Below are 25,434 nucleotides of genomic sequence, written 5' to 3'. Positions count from 1 at the left end.
ACGTTAAACGGGGTGAGTTAGTCGTCAATCACGATACCTAGCTCACCACGTTTTTTCTTACTTAGACCTAACGCCACCAACCGATATGATTCTTTAAGGTAATATTGTAATTCTTCGTCAAGTCGACCTGACGTCTCCACCTGCTGTATCCACTTCATTCCACGACTCGCAAAGTATGGCGCAGGCCGATAGCCTTCACTGTCACTAAGAAAATCAAAATTCAAATCCGACGTTTTGAAAGTAAACGCTGCCCCGCTCTCTTTGTTCCAGCCCCCAATAGCGAAGACTTTGCCACCGACCTTCCAGACATGAGCATCACCCCATTGAATAACATGACTGGTCGCAGGGAAAGCGCCGCAAAATTCGTTGAATTGGTCGTAATCCATTGTGGTTTCTCTATAGTAATTCGGGTTTATTAATAGCCATGGTTTATGAATAAATAAGGTTTATCGCAATATTACGTTAATTACTCAGACTCTAGCGAGATCTCTGAGTATCTTTTCTGCCGATACTTCTTTACAACCGTCAGTGCTTTCTCCACACCAAAGCGGTGAGAAGTCTGCGCTACCTTGCTGCTCTGCCTGTCCTCTGAGCTGCGTGATATCGATAGACGCATAGGGAAATTGCGGTGCTTCCTGTGTTACAAAACCAAGCTCCCTCATTGCACGATTGACTATTCCTCGTGCCGGTCGGCCCGAGTATACATTGGTAATTGCAGTATGCTGAGACTGAGTGCTTTTGATAGCATCACGATGTAACGTCGATGTCGTGGCCTCATCGCACAATAGAAATGCGGTCCCCACCTGAACTACCTCAGCACCTATGTTAAACGCGTGCTCAACCTTGTCAGCAGTGCTGATGCCTCCAGCCGCCACGACGGGTACAGTAACATTATCAACAATTTCCTTGATAAGATCTTCGACCGGTAATTGAGTATCAAGATCATCCGTTAGGAACATTCCCCTATGACCGCCCGCTTCCACTCCTTGAGCAATAATCGCATCCGCCCCGTTTGTCTCTAACCAAACCGCCTCTTCGACGGTAGTCGCCGAAGACAAAATACATGTCCCCCAGCTTTTTACTCGTTCTAAAAGAGCCTTGTTCGGCAACCCAAAATGGAAACTGATGTAAGGAGGTTTAAATGCTTCAATAGCATCAGCGATATCCTCGCTAAATGGCATGCGCGTTGCCATGCTAGGTTGAATGGCAATATCGAGTTTCAACTCTTCAAAATAGGGTGCAAGTCGATTACGCCACTGAGCTTGGCGTTCTTGATCAAAGTTAGGCATTAAGTGGCAGAAAAAATTAAGATTGTATGGTTTATCGGTCGCTGATGTAATGGACTCTAACTCTTCTACAATACGCTCTTTAGAAAGCATGCCACAAGGTATGGAGCCTAAACCACCAGCTTCGCTTACTGCTATCGCAAGCTTACTGTCTTGCACTCCGGCCATAGGCGCTTGAATGATTGGCAGTTCAGTATGCAGCCATGATGAAAACGTCCTTTGTTTCATGTGTAATTCCTTATTAGTCTATCCGGCTATCCCGTTATTTGTAATATCCTTTGATAAATGGAGAAAGGTCTATTTCTTCTATTTCACTGACTGCTTTAATCGTTGGGTTAGTAGACAATCTTTGTAGATAATCCGCCAAATGAGCAAACGTCATTGGATTTCTTTCTACAGGGAGTGACCATTCTGCCAGCATAAATAAAAAATAATCACAGGCAGAAATGTTTGCACCTAATAGGTATTCGTTACCCTCAAGCTGATCATTAATAATGCCCAGCGCCTCTGCAATACGCTCGTCTTGGGCCGACAAGAGATTGGGAATGGTCGAATCATCATTGGTATGACGATGTGGATAGTAACGCACCATCAATTCGGCTTGCAGTGTATTGTTTAAATAGGTTAACCACTGAAAAAATTGCGGACGCAACGGACTCCCAATCGCCGGAATCAGCTTGTGTTCGGGGTGACTTTCACAAAGGTGAATACAAATCGCTGGACTTTCAAAAATAGCCTGACCGTTCGCTACAAGAGTAGGAATTCGTCCCGCAGGATTCAGCTTTAAATAATCTGCAGACTTTTGAACCTTCTCCTTTTTGTCCACCAAGAGCAGTTCATAGGGAAGCTTCATATGATGAAGCAAAAGATGCGGTGCCAAGCTCGCATTGTTAGGGTAATAATATAATTGATACAAAACAGCGTCCTTTCTTCTTTTCATTCCTTACGTTGGTAACATCTCTGAGATACCCTCTGGATAAATCGGTATCTTTCCTGCCAGTAGCTCGCTTTCTTCAACCCATTTAACGACAAATTCCACTCCATTAGTTTCAATCCCATCGATATGCGTCTTTTGATAGTAACCTTGATCAACAAATCGCCCCTGATAGACAAACACAATCTCATGTCCAGAGCGTCCATCGAAGGTAAAGAGGTTCTCACTAACGCCAAGAAGTTCAAGGGACGTTACATCTGCGCCGATTTCTTCTTTTACTTCTCGTTCAGCGGCCTCTAGCGACGTTTCACCAAACTCAATGCCACCACCAACGGGGCTCAGGTAGTGCTGGTCTTTTGCAGGGTCGTAACCTTCTGCAAGTAACACCTTTCCGTTATGTCGAAAAAGGCAAACGGCTTTAGCTCTAATGGCAGCGGTCATTAGATGCTCCATCATTGCTGGATTTGTCGTCACTAAACTCTTGTAAAGCTAGTAAAGCTTTTTGAGCTTCTAGTGATGGCACGAAAATATGGTCGTGATAGTAGGCAGCAATAACGTTGGCACTAATGCCTTTGTCTGCCAATTTTGAGGCGACGGCTGCGGTTAGACCTACAGCGTCAAGGCTAGAATGAACATTAAGCGTAATTTGTTGAAATACTGACTCAAAACTCAATTTCGCTTTGACAGCTTCGGCTTTAGGTAGGACAAGTGTGAGGCCTTCCGCTTCAATGAAGGTAGCAATCAACTCGAGTTTTGTATATTCCTTAAGCGCCCCTTTCACATGACAGAATACGACTTCGTCTTCGAGAAGACATGGACTCATAGAGCTCAATAACTGCTCTAGCTCGGTAATACCAGCCATCAAACATTCCTTAGTGACTTAAAACAGAGTGCATTATCCTGCAAGCGAAGTGCACTCGCTTCAAGTTAAGGGTGTTCAATATGATAGCTAGGTTGCATATTTAACGAGCTTTGGTTTTCTTACTATCGCTGCAACCTAACTGTATGCTGTTACTTCTTAACGCATACCGCTAGAACATTGCCAGATTGCTGATCCCAAGGCGTGATTTTTTCATAGTCATGTTCAAACAGGTGTACGTCGAATAGCGGTTCTAATAGTGCTTTTAGTTCTTGGATAGTAAAAGCCACCATCGGGTGTTCATCAAACCAACTTTGCGTTTCGTCACCTGTGTTTTTTTCAATGTTAAGCTTAAGCGCCTGACATTCACCTTGGCCTTCATAATACCAACCTGAACGAAACGTAAATTTACTGCCTTCGCTCTCTACCGAATGCTGAACAAAAGAATGGTTATTGATTTTTAACCTATCAACCGCATTGAAGCAAAATACGCCACCGACTGACAGAGCATTAAATACACTATTGATGCACTGTTTAAGCCTTTCTATCCCGTCACAGTAGTGAATCGAATAGAGAAAACAGGTAATCAAATCAAGTGGCTGTGTAACAGTAAATTCGCTCATATTTTGTAGCGAAAACTGAGCTTCCGGACATCTAATCGACGCGAAATCCAACATAGGTTGATTGATATCCAAACCACTACTTTGATAACCATAATCAATAAAGTGACGAACATGAGGGCCAGTGCCACATGCTAAATCAAGATGAGTATTTCCTTGGTTTCCAAACAATTGATGCAATCGTTTTACGTTATGACTCTGCGCTTGGTAATCAATATCGACACACATTAGGTCGTAGTAACCAGAAAGGTCAGTATAGAGAGAATTGGCGGACATGTTTGCCTAGTCGTTGCCGACGAAAAAATGCGGGTGGCGCATCCTATACGAAATCAACGATATTCATAACAAAAAGTTAGCACCCAAAAGCAACTTCTCTACCAATTCACTTTTAAGAGCAAAATAGTCTTTACTATTCAATATATTGGAAATACATTATCGAGTAACAACCAACCTCATACGCGCTGTAGGAATTGTCCTAACAGCAAAGTAGCGACTTTGTTTTTAACCTAAGCTCTTAAGGTACTTTGTCGATAAGCTCCGGCATAATGTCAAACAAATCCCCTACTAATCCATAGTCCGCAACTTGGAAAATGGGCGCTTCAGGATCACTGTTTATCGCGACGATCACTTTAGAGTCTTTCATCCCTGCCATATGTTGGATTGCACCTGAAATACCGATAGCAATGTACAAATCCGGTGCGACTATTTTACCCGTCTGACCAACTTGCAGGTCATTTGAAACAAACCCTGCATCAACCGCAGCTCGCGACGCACCAATAGCACCACCGAGTTTATCAGCGAGCTGTTCCACCAAAGTAAAGTTGTCTTTACTGCCTACGCCACGCCCACCTGAAATAACAACACGAGCAGCCGCCAATTCAGGGCGCTCACTTTCATTTTGTTGTTGAGAGACAAATGCAGAAAGACCATTCCCAACATCATGACCGCCGACCGTTATCACTGTCGCTTGATTCGCGGGGTCATGCCCCACTGCTTCAAACGCCGAACCGCGTATCGTCATGAGTATTTTTTCCTCTGTCGACTTCACTTTCGCTAGCGCGTTACCGGCATAGATTGGACGGATAACCGTATCTGCCGTCACAATTTCCACTACATCAGATAGCTGGCCGACGTCGAGCAGCGCAGCAATACGTGGCAGCAGATTTTTCCCAAATGTCGTCGCTGGAGCCAAAATATGTGTAAAGTCTTTGGCAAGCTGCACCGCTATTGGTGCTCCATTCTCAGCAAGTAAATGACTAAATTGTTCATTGTCTGCGACGATCACCTGCTTGACGATATCGCATTGGCCAATACACTCTATTACCTCCTGGCATTGATACCCCATGACAAGCACCGAAATGTCTTCACCTATTTGCGCTGCTGCGGATAGCGTTTTAAAGGTATCAAGCGCTACGCTGTGGTTATCGTGCTCTGCAATAACAAGAATTTGCGTATTCATAATCCTTTCTCCTTGATACTCACCGGCTTAAAGTACTTTTGCTTCATTCGTTAACTTATCGATCAACTCATCTACAGTTGCGACTTTCACGCCTGCTGGACGCGCTTTGGGAGCTAAGACTTCCAAAACCTGATGTTTCGGACTCAAGTTCACGCCCAATGAGTCAACATCGATAACATCCAGTTGCTTGCGCTTGGCCTTCATGATGTTAGGTAAGGACGCATAACGAGGCTCGTTCAACCTCAAATCGGTACTGATTATGGCTGGTAACGTCAGCTTCAAGGTCTCCAGTCCCCCGTCTATCTCTCTAGTGACTTCAACATACTCACCCGACAGTATGACTTGCGAGGCAAACGTTCCTTGAGGTCTACTCGTCAAAGCCGCTAGCATTTGCGTAACTTGATTGTTGTCCGTATCGATCGATTGTTTACCTAGTAGAACCAATGTTGGCTGTTCTTTCTCAACCATCGCTTTCAAGATTTTTGCTACAGCTAAAGGCTCAGGTGATGTTGCCGCTTCTATATGAATCGCTCTGTCAGCTCCCAAAGCAAGGGCATTGCGCAACGTTTCTTGCACTGTCTTATCACCAATACTCACAACCACTACTTCGTCTACAGAGCCAGACTCTTTAAGTCTTATGGCTTCTTCCACGGCAATCTCACAGAAAGGATTCAGCGACATTTTGACGTTAGCGGTTTCAACGCCACTACCATCTTTAAGGACACGAACTTTCACATAGGGATCAACGACACGCTTTACAGCAACTAACACCTTCATACCGACTCCTTGAATAGAACGAACAAGCCTAATGGTTATTATTTGAGCTTAGTAAAGTTTACGTTTACGTCAACTGCACTATAGTTATACGTAGAGTTCCGAAATGGGCCCATTTGGTAAAATTAGGTGGTGAACATGGAAAGAGAATGCATGGAATTTGACGTGGTTATTGTTGGAGCTGGCCCAGCGGGGCTTGCTTGTGCCATCCATCTTACACAGCTTGCGACGCAAAACGACTCAGAGCTATCGGTATGTGTGATTGAGAAAGGTGCCGAAATTGGGGCTCATATCCTCTCTGGTGCAGTGTTTGAAACCAGAGCGCTTGATGAGCTTATTCCTGACTGGCAATCGCTAAACGCACCTGTGAACAATCCTGTGCAGCAAGATGACTTCATCTATCTAACTACCCAGTACAATCATCTAAACATACCGCCATTTCTGACGCCAGCCACCCTACACAACAACGAAGAGAATCACATCATCAGTCTTGGCTTGTTGTGTCAATGGCTTGCAGAGCAGGCAGAACGCCTTGGCGTTGAAATCTTTCCTGGCTTTACAGCGCAGAACGTTCTTTATTCAGATACAGGCGCAGTAGTTGGTGTTTGTACTTCAGATATGGGATTAGATAAGCAAGGAAAACAAAAAAGCACGTTTGAAGCAGGAATAGAATTAAAAGGTAAGTACACCATTTTCGCTGAAGGTGCGCGTGGCCATTTAGGCAAGGAACTTATTCATAGATTTAAGCTCGATCAGGGCAAGCAGCCACAGCATTACGCTCTTGGATTCAAAGAAGTTTGGCAACTACCCGATGAGCAGCCCCACTACGCCAAAGGCAAAGTCATTCATGGCGTCGGTTGGCCCTTGCACGACTCTAAAACCACAGGAGGCACCTTTGTCTACCACTTGGACAATCATCAAATCGCTGTAGGTCTTATTGTCGACCTTAATTACACCAACCCTCACCTAAGTCCCTTTGACGAATTTCAACGCTTCAAGCACCACCCAGCCATTGCGAAATACCTTCATGATGGAGAACGTATCTCGTTTGGTGCAAGAGCCATCGCTAAAGGTGGTCTTCGTTCGCTCCCCAAACAGCAATTCCCTGGAGGGCTGCTCATTGGTTGTGACGCTGGCACACTGAACATGGGCAAAATAAAAGGCACTCATACCGCAATGAAGTCCGGCATGTTATCTGCCGAGGCGGTTTATCAGCAACTCGCGAAGGGATGCGCGCATAATGAAGCGGATTATCAAACCTTGTTTGAAGCGTCTTGGCTCCATCAAGAACTCAGCGACACACAAAACTTTGGCGCTAACTTGCATCGTTTTGGCGAACCTCTAGGGGGCATGCTCAATGTGCTCGAGCAAAATGTGTGGACCCGTTTATTCAAACGCCCGATTCCTTGGACAGTCACTGATACCAATGACGATCATTCACAGTTAGCACATAAAGCCAACGTTCCTAACATTAGCTACCCAAAACCCGATGGCGTCTTGAGTTTTGACAAACCCTCATCCGTCTATTTGTCGGGTACCCAGCATGAAGAGAATCAACCGTGTCATCTGCAACTTCTCGATGTCAATGTGGTCACCGATAGCCATATTCCACAGTTTGACGAGCCTAGTCAGCGCTATTGTCCTGCTGGTGTGTATGAGATTATTGAGGTGGGAGGTCGCAAACAGCTGCAAATCAACGCCAGTAACTGTCTGCACTGCAAGACTTGCGATATTAAAGACCCATCAGCCAATATAAAATGGACCCCACCAGAAGGCGGTGGCGGTCCAAATTATCAAGCTATGTAATCGTCAATGAGAACAAAGGCGGTTAAATCACTAAGCCGCCATCCACTTCGATGACACGACCGTTCACGTATTCATTTTCCAGTATAAAACGCACCGTATGAGCGATCTCTGACGGATCGGCCATTCGTCTTACGGGAACCATATGCTCAAGTCTTTCACGAGCTTCTGGCTTCATTTGCGCGGTCATTGATGTCTCAACGACGCCCGGAGCAATGGCAGCAGCGCGAATGCCATAGCGCGCAAGTTCTTTCCCCCAAACAGAAGCCATGGTCGCCACCGCCGCTTTAGAAGCGGCATAGTTGGTTTGCCCCATGTTTCCCGCCCTCGACACGCTTGAGATGTTGATAATCACACCTCTTGAGTCCGTTTCGATCATTTTTACTGCGGCTTCACGGCCACATAAAAACGTACCGGTGAGATTGACGTTAATGACCGAGTTGAACTGGTCTAAAGACATCTTAGATATCTCACCATCTCTCGCTTTAACTAGCATGCCATCACGAAGAATACCGGCATTATTGATTAAACCATTTAGCGCACCAAAATCAGTGACAATGTCACTAAATACAGATTCCACCTGTTCTTCATTGGTCACGTCAACTTGGTAGATCTGTGCTTTAACCCCTAAATCCTCACACAACTGTTTGGTCTGTGCCAACGCTTCAAGGTTCACGTCCATCAATGCGAGATGCGCTCCTTGTTGTGCGAGACTTGTCGCCATTGTTTGACCTAATCCTTGGCCAGCACCAGTAATGGCGATAACGCTCTGTTTCAGTTCCATCTACTTCTCCCTTTCACTACGAAAATACTCAAACAGACTGGAGAAATCTAACTCTGCATTGCCATTATTGTTATGAAATGCATAGAGATTACGCGCTAATGCGCCCATAGGAACAGCCGATTGGCTATTAGCCGCTGCCTGCATCCCTAACCCCAAGTCTTTTGACATCAACTTACTCATAAAGCCCGGAGCGTACTGATTGCTCGCTGGAGCGGATTCCATTACTCCCGGACAAGGGTTATATAGTTCTAAAACCCAGTTTCTTCCAGAGCTTTGTTGCATAATATTTGAGAGTACCTCAGGGTTGAGACCGTTATCGATACCAAGGCTTAAGGCTTCGCAGGTGCCGGACATTACAATACCCAATAACAAGTTATTACAAATTTTGGCCATTTGGCCATCGCCAGCTTGTCCGGCATGAAATATGTTCTTACCCATATGAGCCAAGATTTGTTTGGAGGTTTCAAACGCTTGATCAGTTCCACCAACAATAAATGTAAGCGTTCCAGCCTTGGCACCTGCTACGCCACCAGAGACAGGCGCATCAACAAAACTCAATCCATTTTTGGTCGCCTCTTTAGCAACTAACTTTGCGGAATCCGGCTCGATTGTCGAAGAATCTATAAGGAATGTACCCGGTTTTACCAGTTTGAGTAGCCCTTCTCCTCCATGGTGGTCACCTAAATACACCGCTCGCACATGCTCTCCCGCAGGAAGCATGGTTATTACAGCATCAACATTTTCAACCGCAGCTTCTAGGCTGATAAATGCCTTCGCACCGACAGACTCAAGCTGCTTAGCAAGCTCAGGGACAAGGTCAAAGACATTGACGGAAAAACCCGCTTTTAACAGGTTTTCCACCATAGGGCTGCCCATGTTACCAAGCCCAACAAACGCAATGGTATTACATTCTGACTTATTCATAGCGCTTCTCCTTAAACCCGACCAAGCTGAAATAGCGGATGTTCTTGCTCTCGCCACAATGAGGTAAACAACTCGTCAATTACGGCTTTATTAACTGAGTTGATGTTTGGATACTTCCAATGCGGTGCGCCGTCTTTGTCAACTAGACGTGAACGCACCCCCTCTTCAAACTCCCCCAATGTGGCACTCCTAACACCAAGAATCAGTTCGAGTCGAAAGCAATCTGCAAGTGTTAAATGACTATAATCGTTGATTTGTCGAAAGCAGATGTGAGCTGTGATAGGGCTGCCTTGTGACAGGTTATGCTTTGCCGCCACCAACCACTTATAGTTACCCTGTAACGCCATAATGTTGGCAAACACACTACCAATGTCAGTGGCGTTACACGCTGCACAGATTTCATCCAAACGTGGTTTCAACTGTGATGCTGGTAAAGTAGTGTCATCTTTTTCGGCCAATTTCTCCAAGCACTCAGAGAGAAATTCGTAACTGTCGTCAACGCAGCTCCAATCGGTTTCCTGCAATTGATTAATCAGTTTCTCTTTTGCATCTGGGGCAACTAGGTGATCTGCCATATGAATGTCCATCGCATCCGTGGCATTAAACATGACGCCCGTCAGTCCTAAAAATAGGCCCAAGCGGTCTTCAAGTTGATTAAGAAAGTAGGTAGCGCCTACATCGGGGAACAGACCGATGCTGATTTCTGGCATGGCTAAGCGTGATGTAGGCGTGACAACCTTATGGCTAGTTCCCATAAAAAGCCCCATTCCTCCGCCCATTACAATACCGTTCCCCCAACCAATGATAGGCTTACAGTAGCTATGAATGAGGTAGTCGCATTCGTATTCCACGCTAAAAAACTGCTCGCAATACGCTTTGGCCACATCCGCGGGTTGTGTCTTCATCATAGTGTGCATGGCTCTGACATCGCCACCAGCGCAAAATGCCTTTTCTCCCGCACCATCCAACACGACACACACAACTCGCTCATCCTGATGCCATTGTTCAAGTTGTTGTTTTAGTAACACAATCATATTGTGAGTAAGTGCATTCAATGAGGCGCTATTGTCTAGAGTGGCAACTGCGATAACATAACCACCTTCACCACAAGGAATTTCTTGAAAGTTAACCGTATCTGACATTTTGCTCTCCTAGCTGTTCTTCCATTCGGGTGGCCTTTTTTCTAGAAAAGCATTCACCCCTTCTCGCTGATCTTCAGTATCAAACAATCGGATGAACAGTTCTCGTTCTTTGACTAAACCATGAGAAATAAAATCGTGTCGATTTGACTGAATCAATGTCTTGCATGCCGTTACCGAGCTCGGTGATTGATGAGCTACTTGCTCTGCCAATGCTAACGCAACAGACAACGCCTTACCCCTTTCGACAACCTCTTCAACCAATCGTATATCCAGTGCTTTTTGTGCCGACACTTGTTCTCCACACAAAATGATTCGTTTTGCCCAGCCTTCACCTACCAGAGCCGTAAGGTTTTGCGTTCCCCCCGCACAAGGTAGTAAACCAACTTTAGCTTCCGGAAGTGCTAAAACGGCCTGTTGCTCTGCAATTCGAATATCACAAGCGAGCGCTAGCTCTAAACCGCCTCCCATTGCGTAGCCGTTAATAGCGGCAATTGATACGCCGCGAAAAAGGGACAACGCCTCAAACGCTTCTCCGAACACTCTTGACATGGTGCAGGCACTTTCTTTATCCCCTTGAGCAAAAACCTTCAAATCAGCACCGGCGGAAAAGAATTTGTCTCCGTTGCCGGTGATAACCAGCGCATAAACATCTTTGTTATCGTTTAGCTCAAATATCAGCTGTTTAAGACGAACTAAGCTTTCACACGTCCACGTATTGGCAGGTGGATTGTGCATGGTTAACACAGCCACGTGATTATCAATGGTATAAGGAATCGAACTGACCTCTGACATTTTGTCTTCTCCGTGTTGAATGCGTTACTCAATCGCGAATGCGTCGCTTAGAACTCGTCTTGCGATGATCATACGCATGATCTCGTTGGTCCCTTCTAAGATTTGATGCACTCTTACGTCTCTGAAATGACGCTCAAGCGAATACTCTTTGATGTATCCGTAACCGCCAAAGAGTTGCAACACACCATCGCACACCTTAAATCCAACGTCGGTAGCAAATCGTTTCGCCATCGCGCAATAGGTTGTCGCATCTGGATGTTGGTTATCGAGTTTAAATGCCGCCAAACGTACCATCTGTCTCGCCGCAACCAACTCCGTTGCTAAGTCTGCTAACTTAAACTGTAAGGCTTGAAACTGACTCAAACTGCTTCCAAACTGCTTTCGTTCATGGAGATACTGAGCAGCTTGGTTTAACGCATGTTGTGCCGTTCCTACGGAACAAGTCGCGATATTAATTCGCCCACCATCCAGCCCTTTCATAGCAAAGGTAAAGCCTTGTCCCTCTTCACCTAAGCGATATTTCGCGGGGACAACAACGTTATCGAATGTTATGGCTCGCGTTGGTTGACTATTCCAGCCCATCTTAGGCTCTTTGCGCCCATAACTGATCCCATCACAATCTGCTGGTACAACAAATGCCGAAATACCTTTAGCAGCAGCGCCACCCGTTCTTGCCATTACCACTAGTACATCGGTCTCCCCACCTCCTGAGATAAAGGCTTTTGAACCGTTAATGATATAGCTATCGTCCTGTCTCTCAGCAGTTGTCAGCAGAGAAGCCGCATCTGATCCCGCAGTCGCCTCCGTTAGACAGTAAGACCCCAGCCAGTCTCCACTAATTAAACTAGGACAAAACGCCTGCTTAGCCTCTTCCGTACCAAAACTGGCTACCATCCATGTCACCATATTGTGGATGGTCATAAAAGCCGTGGTGGAGGTACAACCCATGCTTAGCTTTTCAAACACAATAGACGAGTCAAGGCGGCTTAATCCTAAGCCACCTTCTTGCTCTGGTGTATACAGTGCCAAAAAGCCCAATTCACCTGCTTGCTTTAACACATCTTTAGGGAAGATACATTCTTCGTCCCATTGTGCTGCATTAGGCATTAAGTGCTCATTGGCAAACTGAAAAGCCGTCTCCGAAAACGCTCGTTGGTCTTCATTCAGTTCAAAATCCATAGCATTACCTCACCATCCACTGTCATGACTTAATCACTCTGCGATTTTCCGCAGTGAAACTACTTAAGTTGAATCGTCAAATTAGGCCCATCAGGAATATCATCGTCAAACCAACGCGACGTGACTGTTTTGGTTTCCGTATAGAACCGCACAGCTTGCTTACCGTAAGCATGCAGATCACCATAAAAACTCCCACGCCATCCGGTGAAAGAGAAAAATGGTAATGGCACGGGAATAGAAACATTGATCCCTACCTGACCGACAAGCACTTCGTGTTGATATTTCCTTGCAGCAGCGCCACTAGCAGTGAAAATTGAAGTTCCGTTACCGTAGGGATTTCGATTTACTAGCTCAAGCGCCTGTTCGAGCGTATCCACTTCAATGCACACTAAAACCGGACCAAAAATTTCTTGTTGGTAGATAGACATGTCAGTCGTAACACCGCTAAACAAGGTGGGGCCAACCCAATTGCCATTGGGATAGCCATCTACTTTACAGTGACTACCATCCAGTTCGCATATCGCTCCAGATCGCTTACCTTCCTCAATAAAAGACAAAACTCGCTGCTTAGCCTGTTGGCTGATTAATGGACCGTAAGCAGCTTCAGGATCCTCTTTGGATCCAGGTTTAATCTTCGCCATTTCAACTTTCAGTTCAGCTATCCATTGCTTAGAGGAACCAACAAATACAGCGACTGAAATCGCCATACATCGCTGCCCCGCCGCTCCGACGGATGCTCCTACAAGGTTATTTATTACCTGAGCTTTATTTGCATCCGGCATAACCACCATATGATTTTTAGCCCCTGCAAATGCTTGAACCCGTTTGTGGTATTGAGTGCCTACTTGATAGATGTATCGAGCGGTCGGTACCGAGCCTACAAATGATATGGCTTTGATATCCGGATGTTTCAGCAAATAATCCACTTGAGGCTTAGTACCGTGAATCACTTGAAGAACTCCCCTAGGTGCACCCGCCTGCTGAAATAACTCGGCGAGCATTATGGATGTTAGCGGCACCTGTTCAGAGGGTTTGAGGATAAAGCTGTTTCCGGCCGCAATCGCAATAGGAAACATCCAAAGCGGAATCATGGCTGGAAAGTTAAAAGGCGTAATGCCACAGCAAACGCCAAGAGGCTGAACAATAGAATAGCCATCTATGTCTGTCGCTACATTCTCGACGGTCTCTCCCATCATATTGCTGGCAATATTGGCGGCTTGCTCGACGACCTCAATGCCACGCCAAACATCTCCCTTGGCATCCGCCAATGTTTTGCCTGTCTCTTTTGAAAGCAATTCAGCGATATCATCATGATGTTCCTTGAGTAAATGCTGATAACGAAGCATCACTCGCGCGCGTTCAGAAACAGGTACGTCTTTCCAATCCTTTTGCGCTTGTAAGGCACTTTCAATAGCACGCTGCATCTCAATGTCTAGCGTGACTGGTACCGAGCCAATGATTTCATTGGTCGCTGGATTGGTGACGTCTAGCCATTCAGATGCTAATGATTGACGGCATTCACCGTCGATAAACAAAGGCACTTTCTCACTCATGATCTCCCTCTCCTTATTAACGTGGAATTTCCACAGCTATTGCGGTCGCTTCCCCACCACCAATACACAATGCAGCTACACCTTTGAGCGAGCTTTTCTCGCTCTCTGAATCCGCTAGTTTTGCTATCAAACTATGAATTAGAGTAACCAATATTCGTGCGCCACTTGCACCAAGAGGATGACCTAACGCACAGGCTCCTCCATTCACATTCACTTTGTCGCTATCCAATTTAAAATGATTCACCGCTATTTGCGTGACGACAGCAAACGCCTCATTGATCTCCCATCCATCCACGTCATCCACGCGCCATTCGAGTCTAGTAAGTAACTGTTTGATAGCTCCAACGGGGGCCAGGGTAAATTCACTAGGCTTTCTGGCAAACGATGCATGTCCTTTAATAATGGCTAAAGGTTTGAGCTGCTGAGCCATAGCCTGCTCTTTTTCCATCAGTAGAAGCGCAGCCGCTCCGTCAGAGATAGCACTTGAGTTCGCTGCGGTAATAGTGCCATGTTGACTAAAGGCGGGTTTCAGCTTTGGAATTTTGTCGAGATTGATGGTTTTTGGCAGTTCGTCATCATTAATGGGCCCATATCGCTTGCTATCGAGTGGCGCTATTTCGTTGCTAAATAAACCTTGTTGCTGCGCATTGAGCGCACGCTCTGCAGACATGGTCGCCCAGCTGTCCATTTGCTCGCGAGAGAAACCAAGCTCATCAGCGACGGCTTGACCGTACACGCCCATTAGCTTGCCTTCATAGGCATCCTCTAAACCATCGGTAAACATATGGTCGTACACAGACTTGTGTCCGATTCGCATCCCTTGTCTTGCATTGGGCAACAAGTAAGGCGCGTTGGTCATGCTTTCCATACCACCAGCGATCACACAGTTTGCCTCGCCAAATTGAATCATCGAATGGGCAAGCATTACCGTTTTCATGCCAGAGCCGCATACCTTATTAATCGTGGTACAAGGAACCGACTCCTCTATTCCAGCGCCTAGAGCAGCCTGTCTTGCTGGCGCTTGACCACACCCAGCAGGCAACACACATCCCATCAAGAGTTCATCAACGGAAGATCGGTCTAAAGCAACATCATTCAACACCGCCTTTATCGCAGCACTTCCCAACTGTGGAGCAGTGAATGACGACAGTTCACCTTGAAACCGTCCCATCGGTGTTCGTTTTGCAGCGACAATCCAGACTTCTCGTTGATGCATTACTCTCTCCTTGTGCCCTTGTGACGACGTTGGTCTTTAAACTGCATTCTCGACTATTTCCTTGACGTATGAGTAAGCATAGCACTAACATTTACGTAAACGTAAAGAAACAACTTAATAACGTATCATTTTTTCATTACGCTAATGTCGGACATCACTACATCAAACGACTGGGTAATGACTTTTAAAATTAATGCAGTGGTCGCGAAGCCTGACCAAAACATAGTTCGGAGAGCAGTAACCGATGGAAACTTATAAGATCAGCGAGCTCGCAAAAGAATTTGATGTAACAACTCGCAGCATTCGTTTTTACGAAGATGAAGGATTAATACAACCTGACCGTAAAGGGACGATGCGAATCTATCAACGAAGAGACAAGATTCGCTTGAAGTTAATACTGCGCGGTAAAAGACTTGGGTTCTCTCTTGCTGAGATACGCGAGTTATTTGAGCTTTATGACACACATCAGGGAGAGCATCAGCTCACGCAAATGCTCAACATCATTGATGAAAAAGAAGCGGTTTTAAAACGCCAACTTGAAGACATTAATGCACTACTGGAAGACTTATCTGTGGCAAAGAAACGTTGTATCGAAGCCTTAGGAAAGCAGAAAACAAGCTAATTGCTCCTGACGCTGTGATGCATTGCCAAAGTAATAGGATGTAGAGTCTCTTCCAGATAAAGGGAGGTTCTATGATTAGTCAGTACAGCCCACTGAATTTTGGGCTTGATGAATCCATCAATTTACTGCGCGAGCATGTCAATGGTTTTGCTCGTGAGCGCATCGCCCCTATCGCTGCGCAAGTGGATGCGGATAACGCATTTCCAAACCACCTTTGGCCAGAGCTTGGTGAGATGGGTCTACTCGGCGTAACCGTTGACGAGCAATATGGTGGTGCTGCCATGGGGTATCTTGCTCATGTCATCGCTCTAGAAGAAATCAGCCGCGCTTCTGCTTCCATTGCCCTCAGTTACGGAGCTCACTCCAACCTTTGCGTTAATCAAATCTTTCGAAATGGTAATGACGCCCAGCGAGCAAAATACCTCCCAAGACTCGTTGACGGTACTCACATTGGTGCATTAGCGATGAGTGAAGCAAATGCAGGCTCAGATGTCATAAGCATGCAGCTTCGCGCAGAAAGACACGGTGACCACTTTGTGCTTAATGGCTGCAAGATGTGGATTACCAATGGCCCAGATGCGGATGTGGTTGTGGTTTATGCCAAGACTGAACCTTCAGCGGCTCAACACGGCATTACTGCTTTCATTATTGAAAAACAATTCGAAGGATTCAGCCACGCACAAAAACTCGACAAACTTGGCATGAGAGGCTCCAACACCTGCGAACTTGTGTTTCAAAACTGCAAAGTACCCTTAGAAAATGTTCTAGGGGAAATCAATCACGGTGTTGAAGTACTGATGAGCGGGCTTGACTACGAGCGTGTCGTGCTAGCAGCGGGTCCGCTAGGCATCATGCAGGCCTGCCTTGATTTGGTTGTCCCCTACGTTCACGAACGAAAGCAGTTCGGCCGCTCTATTGGTGAGTTTCAATTGGTCCAAGCAAAACTCGCTGATATGTATACACGCTGCAATGCTGCACGTGCCTATTTGTATGCGGTCGCCAGCGCTTGCGATAGAGGCGAAATTACTCGAAAAGATTCTGCTGGTGTCATTCTCTACAACGCTGAGCTTGCAACACAAATGGCGTTAGATGCGATCCAATTGTTAGGCGGGAATGGCTATATCAATGAATATGCAGCAGGACGTTTGTTGCGTGACGCTAAGCTATATGAAATCGGTGCCGGCACATCGGAAATCCGCCGCATGCTTATCGGCCGAGAGCTATTCCAAGAGTCTCAATAGCGGAGGGATTTATGACTAAAATTGTCAGTAAAGTGAAACCCAATTCAGAGCTTTATCTAAAAAACCAAAAAGCAATGAATGCGCTTGTGGCACAGCTTGAAACCGACCTTTCAACCATCGCGGAAGGCGGTGGCGAAAAAGCCATTCAACGTCAACGTGCAAAAGGAAAGCTTCCGGTTCGCGAACGTATTAATGCCCTGCTCGATCAGCATTCTGATTTCCTTGAAATTGGTCAATTTGCAGCATGGGAGGTATACGAGGACAAAGTACCTTGTGCAGGAGTCGTCGCTGGAATTGGTACGGTTTGCAACACTCAATGTATGATCATTGCTAACGATCCCGCCGTTAAAGGCGGAACCTACTACCCGCTGACCGTCAAAAAGCACCTTCGAGCCCAAGAAATAGCGGCGCGATGCCACCTTCCCTGTATCTATCTTGTTGACTCCGGGGGAGCAAATTTGCCTCACCAAGCCGAAGTATTTCCAGACAAGGACCATTTCGGGCGCATTTTCTTTAATCAAGCTCGAATGTCGGCAAAAGGCATACCGCAAATCGCTGTGGTTCTCGGCCTATGTACCGCTGGCGGCGCGTATGTTCCCGCTATGGCTGACGTATCCATTATGGTCAAAAATCAAAGTACGATTTTTCTCGCAGGCCCCCCTCTCGTAAAAGCAGCGACCGGAGAAGAAGTGACCGATGAAGAACTAGGCGGCGCGGACGTACACTGTAAAAAGTCCGGTGTCGCTGACTATTATGCCCACAACGAACAACACGCGTTGGAGTTAGCACGACAAGCCGTTTCGAGCACTAACATAAGCAATACGCTACCAGCCACTCATACCGCGACAAAAACAGGATCACCTAGTTATGACCCAACTGAGATATATGGCATTGTAAACTGTGACTTAAGGCTGTCCTTCGATGTCCGTGAAGTGATAGCTCGAATCGTCGATGACTCTGAATTTGACGAGTTCAAAGCACTTTACGGAGCAACCTTAGTCTGTGGTTTTGCTCGAATTGATGGACGACTCATTGGAATTGTTGCCAACAACGGCATCTTATTTTCCGAGTCAGCCCAAAAAGGCGCGCATTTTGTTGAACTGTGTGCCAAACGTAAAATCCCGCTGCTGTTTCTTCAGAATATCACCGGTTTTATGGTCGGCAAGCAATATGAAGAAGGCGGTATAGCAAAACATGGCGCGAAACTGGTCATGGCGGTCTCATGTGCCGATGTGCCCAAGTTCACTATCATCATTGGGGGTTCATATGGCGCAGGCAATTACGGCATGTGTGGCCGAGCCTACGACCCAACAATGATGTGGATGTGGCCAAATGCGCGTATCTCAGTGATGGGGGGATTACAAGCGGCCAACGTACTCACTCAAGTAAAACGTGAGGTGAAGAAACGTCAGAATCAACAATGGCCTGAACAGGAAGAGCAAAGCTACAAACAAAATATCGTCGACCGATATAACAATGAAGGCCATCCCTATTACGCCAGTGCTAGGCTTTGGGACGATGGCATTATCGATCCCAAAGACACACGCCGTATTTTGACACTTGCATTGCATGCTACTGATAACGCTCCTATCCTCGATAGTGAATTTGGCATCTTTCGAATGTAACGGGCGGCGGCTATGACTGAACTTAATGCTATTCAATTTACCGTCGACACTAAGGGAGTCGCTCATCTGACGTTAGATCGTCAACATAAAAGCAATGCCTTTGATGACGCGATGGTTGCCGATCTGCTCGATGCACTGCATCGCGTTGGGAACGACAAGAATATCCGCTGCTTAGTGTTACGTGGTAACGGAAAGCACTTCTCCGCAGGGGCTGATTTAGCCTGGATGAAATCCATGGCTAACAAAAGTCAAAACGAAAACTTGGAAGATGCCCAAAAACTTGCCGAACTAATGAAGCGTCTAGACACGCTAACGATTCCAACCGTAGCTGTCGTTCAAGGTTCGGCATTTGGCGGGGCTTTAGGGTTGCTGTGCTGCTGCGATGTAGTGGTTGCCCATGCCGACTGTCGATTTTGTCTTAGCGAAGTGAAACTTGGACTTGTACCTGCGACCATTGGACCTTACGTCATTCGTACCATAGGTGCCCGTTATGCTCGACGTTATATGCTGAGTGCTGAAGTCATGGGCGCCCCTCAAGCTCTGGAGCTTGGAATTGTTCACGAGGTGCTACTAGGTAGTAAGATAGATCCCTTCGTGGATGCACTGGTCGACAAATTCGTTGCCAATAGTCCAAACGCAATAGCAAACACTAAGGCTTTGATTCAGCACTGCCACAATCATCCAATCGATCCTCAATTGATTGATTTCACAAGCCAAGTTATTGCCGAGGCCCGTACCTCTTCTCAAGGTCAGAAAGGTCTGCAAGCCTTCTTCGACAAAGTGCCGCCTATTTGGAAAGAAGAGGAGTAAATTCTAATGGCTACCCTTACTAATCCTGTCCTTCCTAGTCACGTTAATATTGTTGAAGTAGGTCCGCGAGATGGATTACAGAACGAAAACAACGTAGACACGTCACACAAAGTGAACCTAATCAATCAACTGACAGCCGCTGGACTAACACATATTGAGTCAGGAGCGTTTGTGGCGGCAAAACGTATTCCTCAAATGGCGGATTCATCGGAGGTTTTTCAACAAATAACGAAGAAGGAAAACGTCACCTACTCCACACTAACGCCTAATTTACAAGGCTTAGAAGCGGCTATCTCAGCAGGTGCTGACGAAGTGGCCGTATTTACTTCCTGCTCTGAGTCTTTTACTCAACGAAACATCCATTGCTCAATTGGAGAAAGCATTCGACGGTTCATTCCCGTCATTGAAGCTGCTCATCAACACAATTTAAGAGTTCGTGGCTACCTCTCGTGCATCGTTGATTGCCCCTATGAAGGTAAAACCACGCCTGAGCAAGTGGCAGCGATCAGTGACACCCTAATAGAGTTAGGTTGTTATCAGGTGTCACTAGGCGACACCATCGGTACAGGAACACCACTGAGAATAGCTAGGGTGTTAGAAGCTATCTTGGAGAATGTCCCCACATCGCAATTGGCCGTTCATTTTCACGATACGTACGGACAGTCGCTTGCCAATCTTTATCAAGCGCTACTAATGGGTATTCAAACCATAGACAGCAGCGTCGCCGGACTTGGGGGATGCCCTTACGCCGATGGAGCGTCTGGAAATGTGGCAACTGAGGACGTGCTCTATCTCTGCCATGAGTTGGGAATCGCAACAGGTGTAGACCTTGAGTCTGTCGCCCAAGCTGGTTGGACAATCTGTAACGCACTGAACAAAGAGCCAGCATCAAAAGTGTCACTGGCTCTAAGGGCGAAGCAAGGTCAACGTTAATTAGTAGCTATTGCTTAAGTCATAAACACGTAGCGTCGATAGCAGTGTCTCTAACTCCTCACCAATATAGTTAACCTGATAAGGCTCATTAGGCAACAAAGTAAAACTGGAATCACTAAATCGCCCAGAACCGTCGTGCTCCAAATGAACGAAAAACGCTGGTTTATCGGAGGTTAATATTATCGTACTTCCGTCGATCTCCACTTGGATTTTCGCTTTGTTAATGGCCAACTGTTTCACTTCCGGTTTGGCAAACCATGTATTCTGACTCCCCTCACCTTGAGATTCGAAGCGGACAAAGAAGAAACCCTGGTCAGCTCTCGTCTGCCACTGCGATTTGTTCAACGACCAAACTTCTTGGTTTTCATCCGGTGCGATATCAAGGTTCAAATTCCAGTTGCCAAGTGATTCACCATTCCAACTCATCCACACCACTTCACCAGTGACCTTCTCTTGAGTTCTTCGGTTGTTAACCAGCCTCAATGTCAAGGCATCATCAGTCTCAACAAACGGCACATAGGTAGGAGCAAATACACGTTTGGCATGATAATGAAGTTGTTTCCAACGACCGCTGTATTCAATACTCGACCAAGAGCTTACTGGCCAGTTATCATTTAACTGCCAGTACAACATGCCTCGGCAAATCGGTGATATAGAGCGCCAGTACTCACAACCGGTTTTAATCGCAATGGATTGCTGTACTTGGCTTAAATACAGCATCTGCTCAAAGCTAGCTGGAAAGCGAAAATATCTGGTAAACATCTCGGTAATAATGCTATTACCAGAGGCATTCTTTTGGTGTCCTTCAAATGTAGGTGAGGTTACGTTCCAATCTTCTTGCGGTACAAAGGTTTTTACTTCTGATAATGAAGGCCACGACTGAAAGCCAAACTCCGAACAAAATCGGGGTTTAATATTATGGTAAGCATTAAACGACGCACCAGAATGCCACACTTCCCAAAAGTGCATATCACCTCGAGCGTCATCGTGCCATGAATCGCCATAATCGAGTTCTCCGTTACAAGGAGACGAAGACCAAAACTTTCGTGATGGATCTTCTTGAGTGACAAAATCGGCGAGTTTACGATTTAATCGGTCATAATTTACGACATAGCGATCTCTGCTGTTTCTCGATTCTTCATACCAATTTAATGCACCTATTACTTCGTTATCACCACACCACAAGGCAATACAGGCGTGGTCTTTTAACCGCTGAACTTGGTAGCGTACTTCGGGTTCTACATCGTCAATGAATGTCTGAGTGGATGGATAAAGCGAACAGGCAAACATGAGGTCTTGCCATACTAGCAAACCTAACTCATCACATGTTTGATAGAAGATATCGGCTTCATACTGGCCGCCACCCCAAACTCGAATCATATTCATGTTAGCGGCGACCGCATCACCCAATAAGGACTCATAACGAGTTTTGCTTTCTCGCGCAGGCATGGCATCCATAGGAATCCAGTTCGCACCGCGCGCTGTAATAGGAAAATCGTTAATACGAAATTCCATCGCAGAGCCAATGTCATCTTCTGCATTGTTAAGCTCTAGCTTACGCAAACCAAGGCGTTTGTTTATTGTTTGACCGTCCATTGTGACGTTTAAATCATACAGTGGCTGCTCACCATATCCCGCTGGCCACCAGAGTTTGGGAGTCTCAATGGTAAAACTCACTGACGTCACCTCGCCGTCTGAGCTTTTAACTCGCGTTTCAATTTCATCAAATCCAATCGATATCTCTACGCCAGAAACAGCTTGGTGGTAAACCTGTACCACAACTTCAACTGAGCCGTCCTCTTTCCAGATTTGCTCCGTTGATACGCGATCTAAGCTAGCTTCGTTAACCACGCTGATGAAGACATCGTCATAGATGCCGGAAACAACTAGGCAAATTCCCCAATCCCAACCCGAGTGGCACTGGGTTTTACGGAGCAAGTTCATATGAGGAATTTGGTTATTGCTTCCCATCGAAGACGGTATTGGGAAAGGTAATGATATCGATCTATTTTTAGCTTCAAGATGGGCTGGCGTAAAAGTGATACAAATGGTGTTAATGCCAAGCTGAACATATGGCTTGATATCTATCCTACGCGAGACAAACATATTGGAAAAAGTGTCGACTTCTGTTCCGTTGATGACAAGCTTCGCTACCGTATCTAGGCGAGACAAGCACAAGAGTAACTGCTCAGAGGATAACTGCTGCTGACTCAATTCAAAGGCGCGACTAATTTGCCACTCACAATCCCGAACCCACTGAGCCTCTTGCTCGTTACAACCCCAATATGGGTCGTTAATCACACCGGCTTTAAGTAGAGCAGAGTAATTATCGCCTGGTACTTGCATTGTTACTTCAACTTCCGGTTTTTGTTTACTTGTTAACAGCCAATCACCGTTCAGATTTATTCTCGTCATACACTTTCCCTAATATGCTTCAGACTTAAAATAACTATATAGTTTTATATTTACTCTTAAACTATATAGTTATCTAGTGAAACAAATGGGTTATGTGAACTGTTTATTTGTGGAGTAACAAAAGTTTGAACTCATACCCAAACCTTGCTTTGATGCGCATTTTAATCTCACTCAGTGAGAATATTCTTACAGCCCAAAAAGTCTATCGTGCGGTTTTAGTCGCTCCCGATCACACTTTTGGCTAAAACCATGTATAATGCGCGGCTATCAAACCGGTGATACTCAAAGTAAGTACCACATAACTATTCGGACGGAGGCTTAGGCCCGTCTCACCAAATAAAAGGTATAAGTATGTCTATTGAAGCAACTATGCTTGAACGCTGCGAAAACAAATGTGAACTATGTGGTGCTGAAACAGCACTTAAGCCTTTCGCGGTGGCTCCACATACCCAAATCACGGTTGATCACGCGATTATGCTTTGTGACACTTGCACAGACCAAATTGAAAACCCAGAAACAATGGATGTTAACCACTGGCGCTGCCTAAACGACAGCATGTGGAGTCAAGTTGCTCCTGTTCAGGTTATGGCTTGGCGTCAACTTAAACGTCTTTCTGCTGAAGGCTGGGCTCAAGATCTTGTTGATATGATGTATCTAGAAGAAGAAGTAGCCAAATGGGCAGAACTTGGCCTAGATGAAAACATTGAAAAGCCACGTGATGTCAACGGCGTAGAACTTAAAAAAGGTGACGACGTAACGGTTATTAAAGACCTGCCAATCAAAGGTTCTTCTCAAGTTATCAAACAAGGTACTGTGATTCGTGGCATTAGCGTTAACGCAGACGACCCTAAACACGTTCAAGGCAAAGCAAACGGCCAAGCCATGTATGTGATTGCAGAATACTGCCGCAAGAAATAAAGATGTTCAATTTATAATGAACGAAAGAGCGACCTTAGGGTCGCTTTTTTGTTGCTCCCCTATAACTTAAAACGTGTTTCGACCGGAACATGGTCCGACCCTTGAATCTGTTTTAAACTCTCTCGAAAGCAAATAGTATTTTGCGAATCACCAACACGCCGAATCCAAAAATGATCTATTGCAACTACAGGCACAAAAGGTATCGACAAACGTTTAATGAATTTAGGCCAACTGGCAACGGGTTGCTTATCAAAGCTTGGTAGTATTTTATTGAATCGCTTTGTCGTACTCGCCAAATTAAAGTCCCCGACCACAATAGTCACATCTAACGGCGACGCTTGCGCCATATCAACAACATCTTCAATCACCTCATTTCTTTCACGCCAGAGGAGTACCGATCGCGGTGATGGCGGATGGGCAGCTATCAAAAACAAATCTCGTTCGCTAGATGCTCTCCAAACCACTTGAATAATGTTGTGCCCCGATATCGAGGTGGTGGTATTCATACCATACAACGGTGCGCGGCTAAGTATCATTTGACCACTTGGATAACCGACTCGCCTCTGCCCACCATATTGATAAGGATAAAGGTCTTTCAACAGTTTAAGCTGTTCCCCATGTTGCGGGGACACTTCTTGTAATACCAAAATATCTGGGCGTCGCTCACGAACAAAATCAATAAAGTTCCCAAGCTGTTGATTGTCATAATAGGTGTTGTATTGCATCACACTGACGTAATTCTCATCACAACCATCAGAAGTAATAAACTGTGGCGTCGTTCCGAATAGAACCAATGAGATAACCGACAACACCGCAGCCATCATTGCTGCTGACGTCTGTTTAATAATAATCAGAACAATCGTGAAGATAAGATAACACGCGGGAATGAAGACAATAAATGCGGCCAGATTTTCCAGCTGCCAGTTCAGGTCAAAATAGTAGAGATAACACCCCGAAAGTATGGGGAATAGAATAATGCAGAGTAGTAGTAATCGTTGCAAACCATCTCATCTCCAACCGAATTCATATATTCAGTGTAGCGGCTTTAAGTCTATGTGCTCACACAGTTAATTGGTACGAGCTGGTTTGCATGTAGTAATGTTGATTAGTCTTCCGTTTGCGACAATTCTTCGCAGTCAGGTAATTCGAAGCCGATCTCCATAGCATCAAGCCATTCAAGTGCTTCTTCGTTTGTTTGTGTTTCCATAATGTCATCCTGTTTTAGAACAAGCGCCTTTGTATTCATAGCCCTAAACACTAGGCCGCTAACTACAAATCGCTTGAACACTCGTCATAGAGTTTTACCTAACGTATATGACAAAAGTAAGAAACCCAAGAGAAATCGACATTTATTTTGATACAACTCATTGTTAAACGATTGCGGAGCCAATAAATCTCCTACTCCAACGCTCACTGTAAACCAAAATTTACACTAGATAAATTTATGTTTACATTATGCTTGTTATTTGGATTATTACACTGCATACTTCTCGAAAATTCAGCATTAATGACTCAAATTTGAGTCTTCGTTAAAACGATAATGCA

Annotated in this window: 24 protein-coding genes; 7 read left to right on the top strand and 17 right to left on the bottom strand. The window is 45.6% G+C overall.

Annotated elements, in window-relative coordinates:
- Positions 1-17: 17 nt before the first annotated feature.
- The 8 genes from JKJ11_RS18625 to JKJ11_RS18590 all read right to left on the bottom strand — a co-directional run bounded on the left by JKJ11_RS18625 (position 18) and on the right by JKJ11_RS18590 (position 5,935).
- Complete coding sequence (locus tag JKJ11_RS18625; RefSeq protein ID WP_006074345.1) at positions 18-386, bottom strand: MmcQ/YjbR family DNA-binding protein; 369 nt, start codon at positions 384-386, stop codon at positions 18-20.
- Between the two features lie 84 nt (positions 387-470).
- Positions 471-1,514, bottom strand: coding sequence for an NAD(P)H-dependent flavin oxidoreductase (locus JKJ11_RS18620; RefSeq protein WP_252039740.1), 1,044 nt, complete (start codon positions 1,512-1,514; stop codon positions 471-473).
- Between the two features lie 34 nt (positions 1,515-1,548).
- On the bottom strand, positions 1,549-2,202 hold the full coding sequence (locus tag JKJ11_RS18615) for a glutathione S-transferase family protein (RefSeq protein ID WP_252040012.1): 654 nt from the start codon (positions 2,200-2,202) through the stop codon (positions 1,549-1,551).
- A gap of 27 nt (positions 2,203-2,229) precedes the next feature.
- Positions 2,230-2,661: an NUDIX hydrolase gene (locus JKJ11_RS18610; RefSeq protein WP_252039739.1), complete on the bottom strand. Its 432-nt coding sequence runs from the start codon at positions 2,659-2,661 to the stop codon at positions 2,230-2,232.
- On the bottom strand, positions 2,645-3,082 hold the full coding sequence (locus JKJ11_RS18605; RefSeq protein WP_006074349.1) for an ACT domain-containing protein: 438 nt from the start codon (positions 3,080-3,082) through the stop codon (positions 2,645-2,647). The genes JKJ11_RS18610 and JKJ11_RS18605 overlap by 17 nt, the downstream gene beginning before the upstream one ends.
- A 149-nt stretch (positions 3,083-3,231) precedes the next feature.
- Entirely contained in the window at positions 3,232-3,975 is a 744-nt protein-coding gene (locus JKJ11_RS18600) for a class I SAM-dependent DNA methyltransferase (RefSeq protein WP_006074350.1), read from the bottom strand.
- A gap of 238 nt (positions 3,976-4,213) precedes the next feature.
- Positions 4,214-5,158, bottom strand: coding sequence for an electron transfer flavoprotein subunit alpha/FixB family protein (locus tag JKJ11_RS18595; RefSeq protein WP_252039738.1), 945 nt, complete (start codon positions 5,156-5,158; stop codon positions 4,214-4,216).
- Positions 5,159-5,185: 27 nt separating this feature from the next.
- Positions 5,186-5,935, bottom strand: a complete 750-nt coding sequence (locus JKJ11_RS18590; RefSeq protein ID WP_252039737.1) for an electron transfer flavoprotein subunit beta/FixA family protein — start codon at positions 5,933-5,935, stop codon at positions 5,186-5,188.
- Between the two features lie 135 nt (positions 5,936-6,070).
- Here JKJ11_RS18590 and JKJ11_RS18585 point away from each other — a divergent pair, with 135 nt between their 5' ends.
- On the top strand, positions 6,071-7,738 hold the full coding sequence (locus JKJ11_RS18585; protein WP_252039736.1) for an electron transfer flavoprotein-ubiquinone oxidoreductase: 1,668 nt from the start codon (positions 6,071-6,073) through the stop codon (positions 7,736-7,738).
- Between the two features lie 22 nt (positions 7,739-7,760).
- Here the strand turns inward: JKJ11_RS18585 and JKJ11_RS18580 are convergent, their stop codons facing one another.
- From JKJ11_RS18580 to JKJ11_RS18550, 7 genes are read right to left on the bottom strand one after another with little or no spacing between them, the layout of a single operon-like run.
- Entirely contained in the window at positions 7,761-8,519 is a 759-nt protein-coding gene (locus JKJ11_RS18580) for an SDR family oxidoreductase (protein ID WP_031493739.1), read from the bottom strand.
- Positions 8,520-9,443: a 3-hydroxyisobutyrate dehydrogenase gene (mmsB, locus tag JKJ11_RS18575; protein ID WP_252039735.1), complete on the bottom strand. Its 924-nt coding sequence runs from the start codon at positions 9,441-9,443 to the stop codon at positions 8,520-8,522.
- A gap of 11 nt (positions 9,444-9,454) precedes the next feature.
- Positions 9,455-10,585, bottom strand: coding sequence for an enoyl-CoA hydratase/isomerase family protein (locus tag JKJ11_RS18570; protein WP_252039734.1), 1,131 nt, complete (start codon positions 10,583-10,585; stop codon positions 9,455-9,457).
- A 9-nt stretch (positions 10,586-10,594) separates the two neighbouring features.
- Positions 10,595-11,377, bottom strand: a complete 783-nt coding sequence (locus JKJ11_RS18565; protein WP_252039733.1) for an enoyl-CoA hydratase — start codon at positions 11,375-11,377, stop codon at positions 10,595-10,597.
- A gap of 24 nt (positions 11,378-11,401) precedes the next feature.
- Entirely contained in the window at positions 11,402-12,556 is a 1,155-nt protein-coding gene (locus tag JKJ11_RS18560; RefSeq protein ID WP_252039732.1) for an acyl-CoA dehydrogenase family protein, read from the bottom strand.
- Between the two features lie 59 nt (positions 12,557-12,615).
- The gene (locus tag JKJ11_RS18555) at positions 12,616-14,109 is read right to left on the bottom strand and encodes a CoA-acylating methylmalonate-semialdehyde dehydrogenase (RefSeq protein ID WP_252039731.1); all 1,494 of its coding nucleotides are present in this window, start codon (positions 14,107-14,109) and stop codon (positions 12,616-12,618) included.
- 16 nt (positions 14,110-14,125) lie between these two features.
- A complete protein-coding gene (locus JKJ11_RS18550; RefSeq protein ID WP_252039730.1) occupies positions 14,126-15,325 on the bottom strand; it encodes a thiolase family protein in 1,200 nt (399 codons plus the stop codon).
- 244 nt (positions 15,326-15,569) lie between these two features.
- On the opposite strand from JKJ11_RS18550, the gene JKJ11_RS18545 reads away from it, so the two are divergent.
- The 5 genes from JKJ11_RS18545 to JKJ11_RS18525 all read left to right on the top strand — a co-directional run bounded on the left by JKJ11_RS18545 (position 15,570) and on the right by JKJ11_RS18525 (position 20,556).
- On the top strand, positions 15,570-15,947 hold the full coding sequence (locus JKJ11_RS18545; RefSeq protein WP_006074362.1) for a MerR family transcriptional regulator: 378 nt from the start codon (positions 15,570-15,572) through the stop codon (positions 15,945-15,947).
- A 71-nt stretch (positions 15,948-16,018) separates the two neighbouring features.
- The gene (locus tag JKJ11_RS18540; RefSeq protein WP_252039729.1) at positions 16,019-17,188 is read left to right on the top strand and encodes an isovaleryl-CoA dehydrogenase; all 1,170 of its coding nucleotides are present in this window, start codon (positions 16,019-16,021) and stop codon (positions 17,186-17,188) included.
- A gap of 11 nt (positions 17,189-17,199) precedes the next feature.
- Entirely contained in the window at positions 17,200-18,813 is a 1,614-nt protein-coding gene (locus JKJ11_RS18535; protein WP_252039728.1) for a carboxyl transferase domain-containing protein, read from the top strand.
- Positions 18,814-18,825: 12 nt separating this feature from the next.
- Positions 18,826-19,623, top strand: coding sequence for an enoyl-CoA hydratase-related protein (locus tag JKJ11_RS18530; protein WP_031493625.1), 798 nt, complete (start codon positions 18,826-18,828; stop codon positions 19,621-19,623).
- Between the two features lie 6 nt (positions 19,624-19,629).
- Positions 19,630-20,556: a hydroxymethylglutaryl-CoA lyase gene (locus JKJ11_RS18525; protein WP_252039727.1), complete on the top strand. Its 927-nt coding sequence runs from the start codon at positions 19,630-19,632 to the stop codon at positions 20,554-20,556.
- On the opposite strand, the gene JKJ11_RS18520 is transcribed toward JKJ11_RS18525, so the two are convergent.
- Positions 20,557-22,971, bottom strand: a complete 2,415-nt coding sequence (locus tag JKJ11_RS18520; protein ID WP_252039726.1) for a beta-mannosidase — start codon at positions 22,969-22,971, stop codon at positions 20,557-20,559.
- Between the two features lie 351 nt (positions 22,972-23,322).
- Between JKJ11_RS18520 and JKJ11_RS18515 the strand changes: the two genes are divergently transcribed.
- Positions 23,323-23,889: a PhnA domain-containing protein gene (locus JKJ11_RS18515; RefSeq protein ID WP_088878374.1), complete on the top strand. Its 567-nt coding sequence runs from the start codon at positions 23,323-23,325 to the stop codon at positions 23,887-23,889.
- 59 nt (positions 23,890-23,948) lie between these two features.
- Here the strand turns inward: JKJ11_RS18515 and JKJ11_RS18510 are convergent, their stop codons facing one another.
- Positions 23,949-24,890 carry an endonuclease/exonuclease/phosphatase family protein gene (locus JKJ11_RS18510; RefSeq protein ID WP_252039725.1) on the bottom strand — a complete coding sequence of 314 codons (942 nt, stop codon included), beginning with the start codon at positions 24,888-24,890 and terminating at the stop codon, positions 23,949-23,951.
- Positions 24,891-25,434: the final 544 nt, after the last annotated feature.

The organism is Vibrio sp. SCSIO 43133 (genome assembly GCF_023716845.1).
Taxonomy (GTDB): Bacteria; Pseudomonadota; Gammaproteobacteria; order Enterobacterales; family Vibrionaceae; genus Vibrio; species Vibrio mediterranei.
This window is presented reverse-complemented; position numbering and strand designations above follow the sequence as displayed.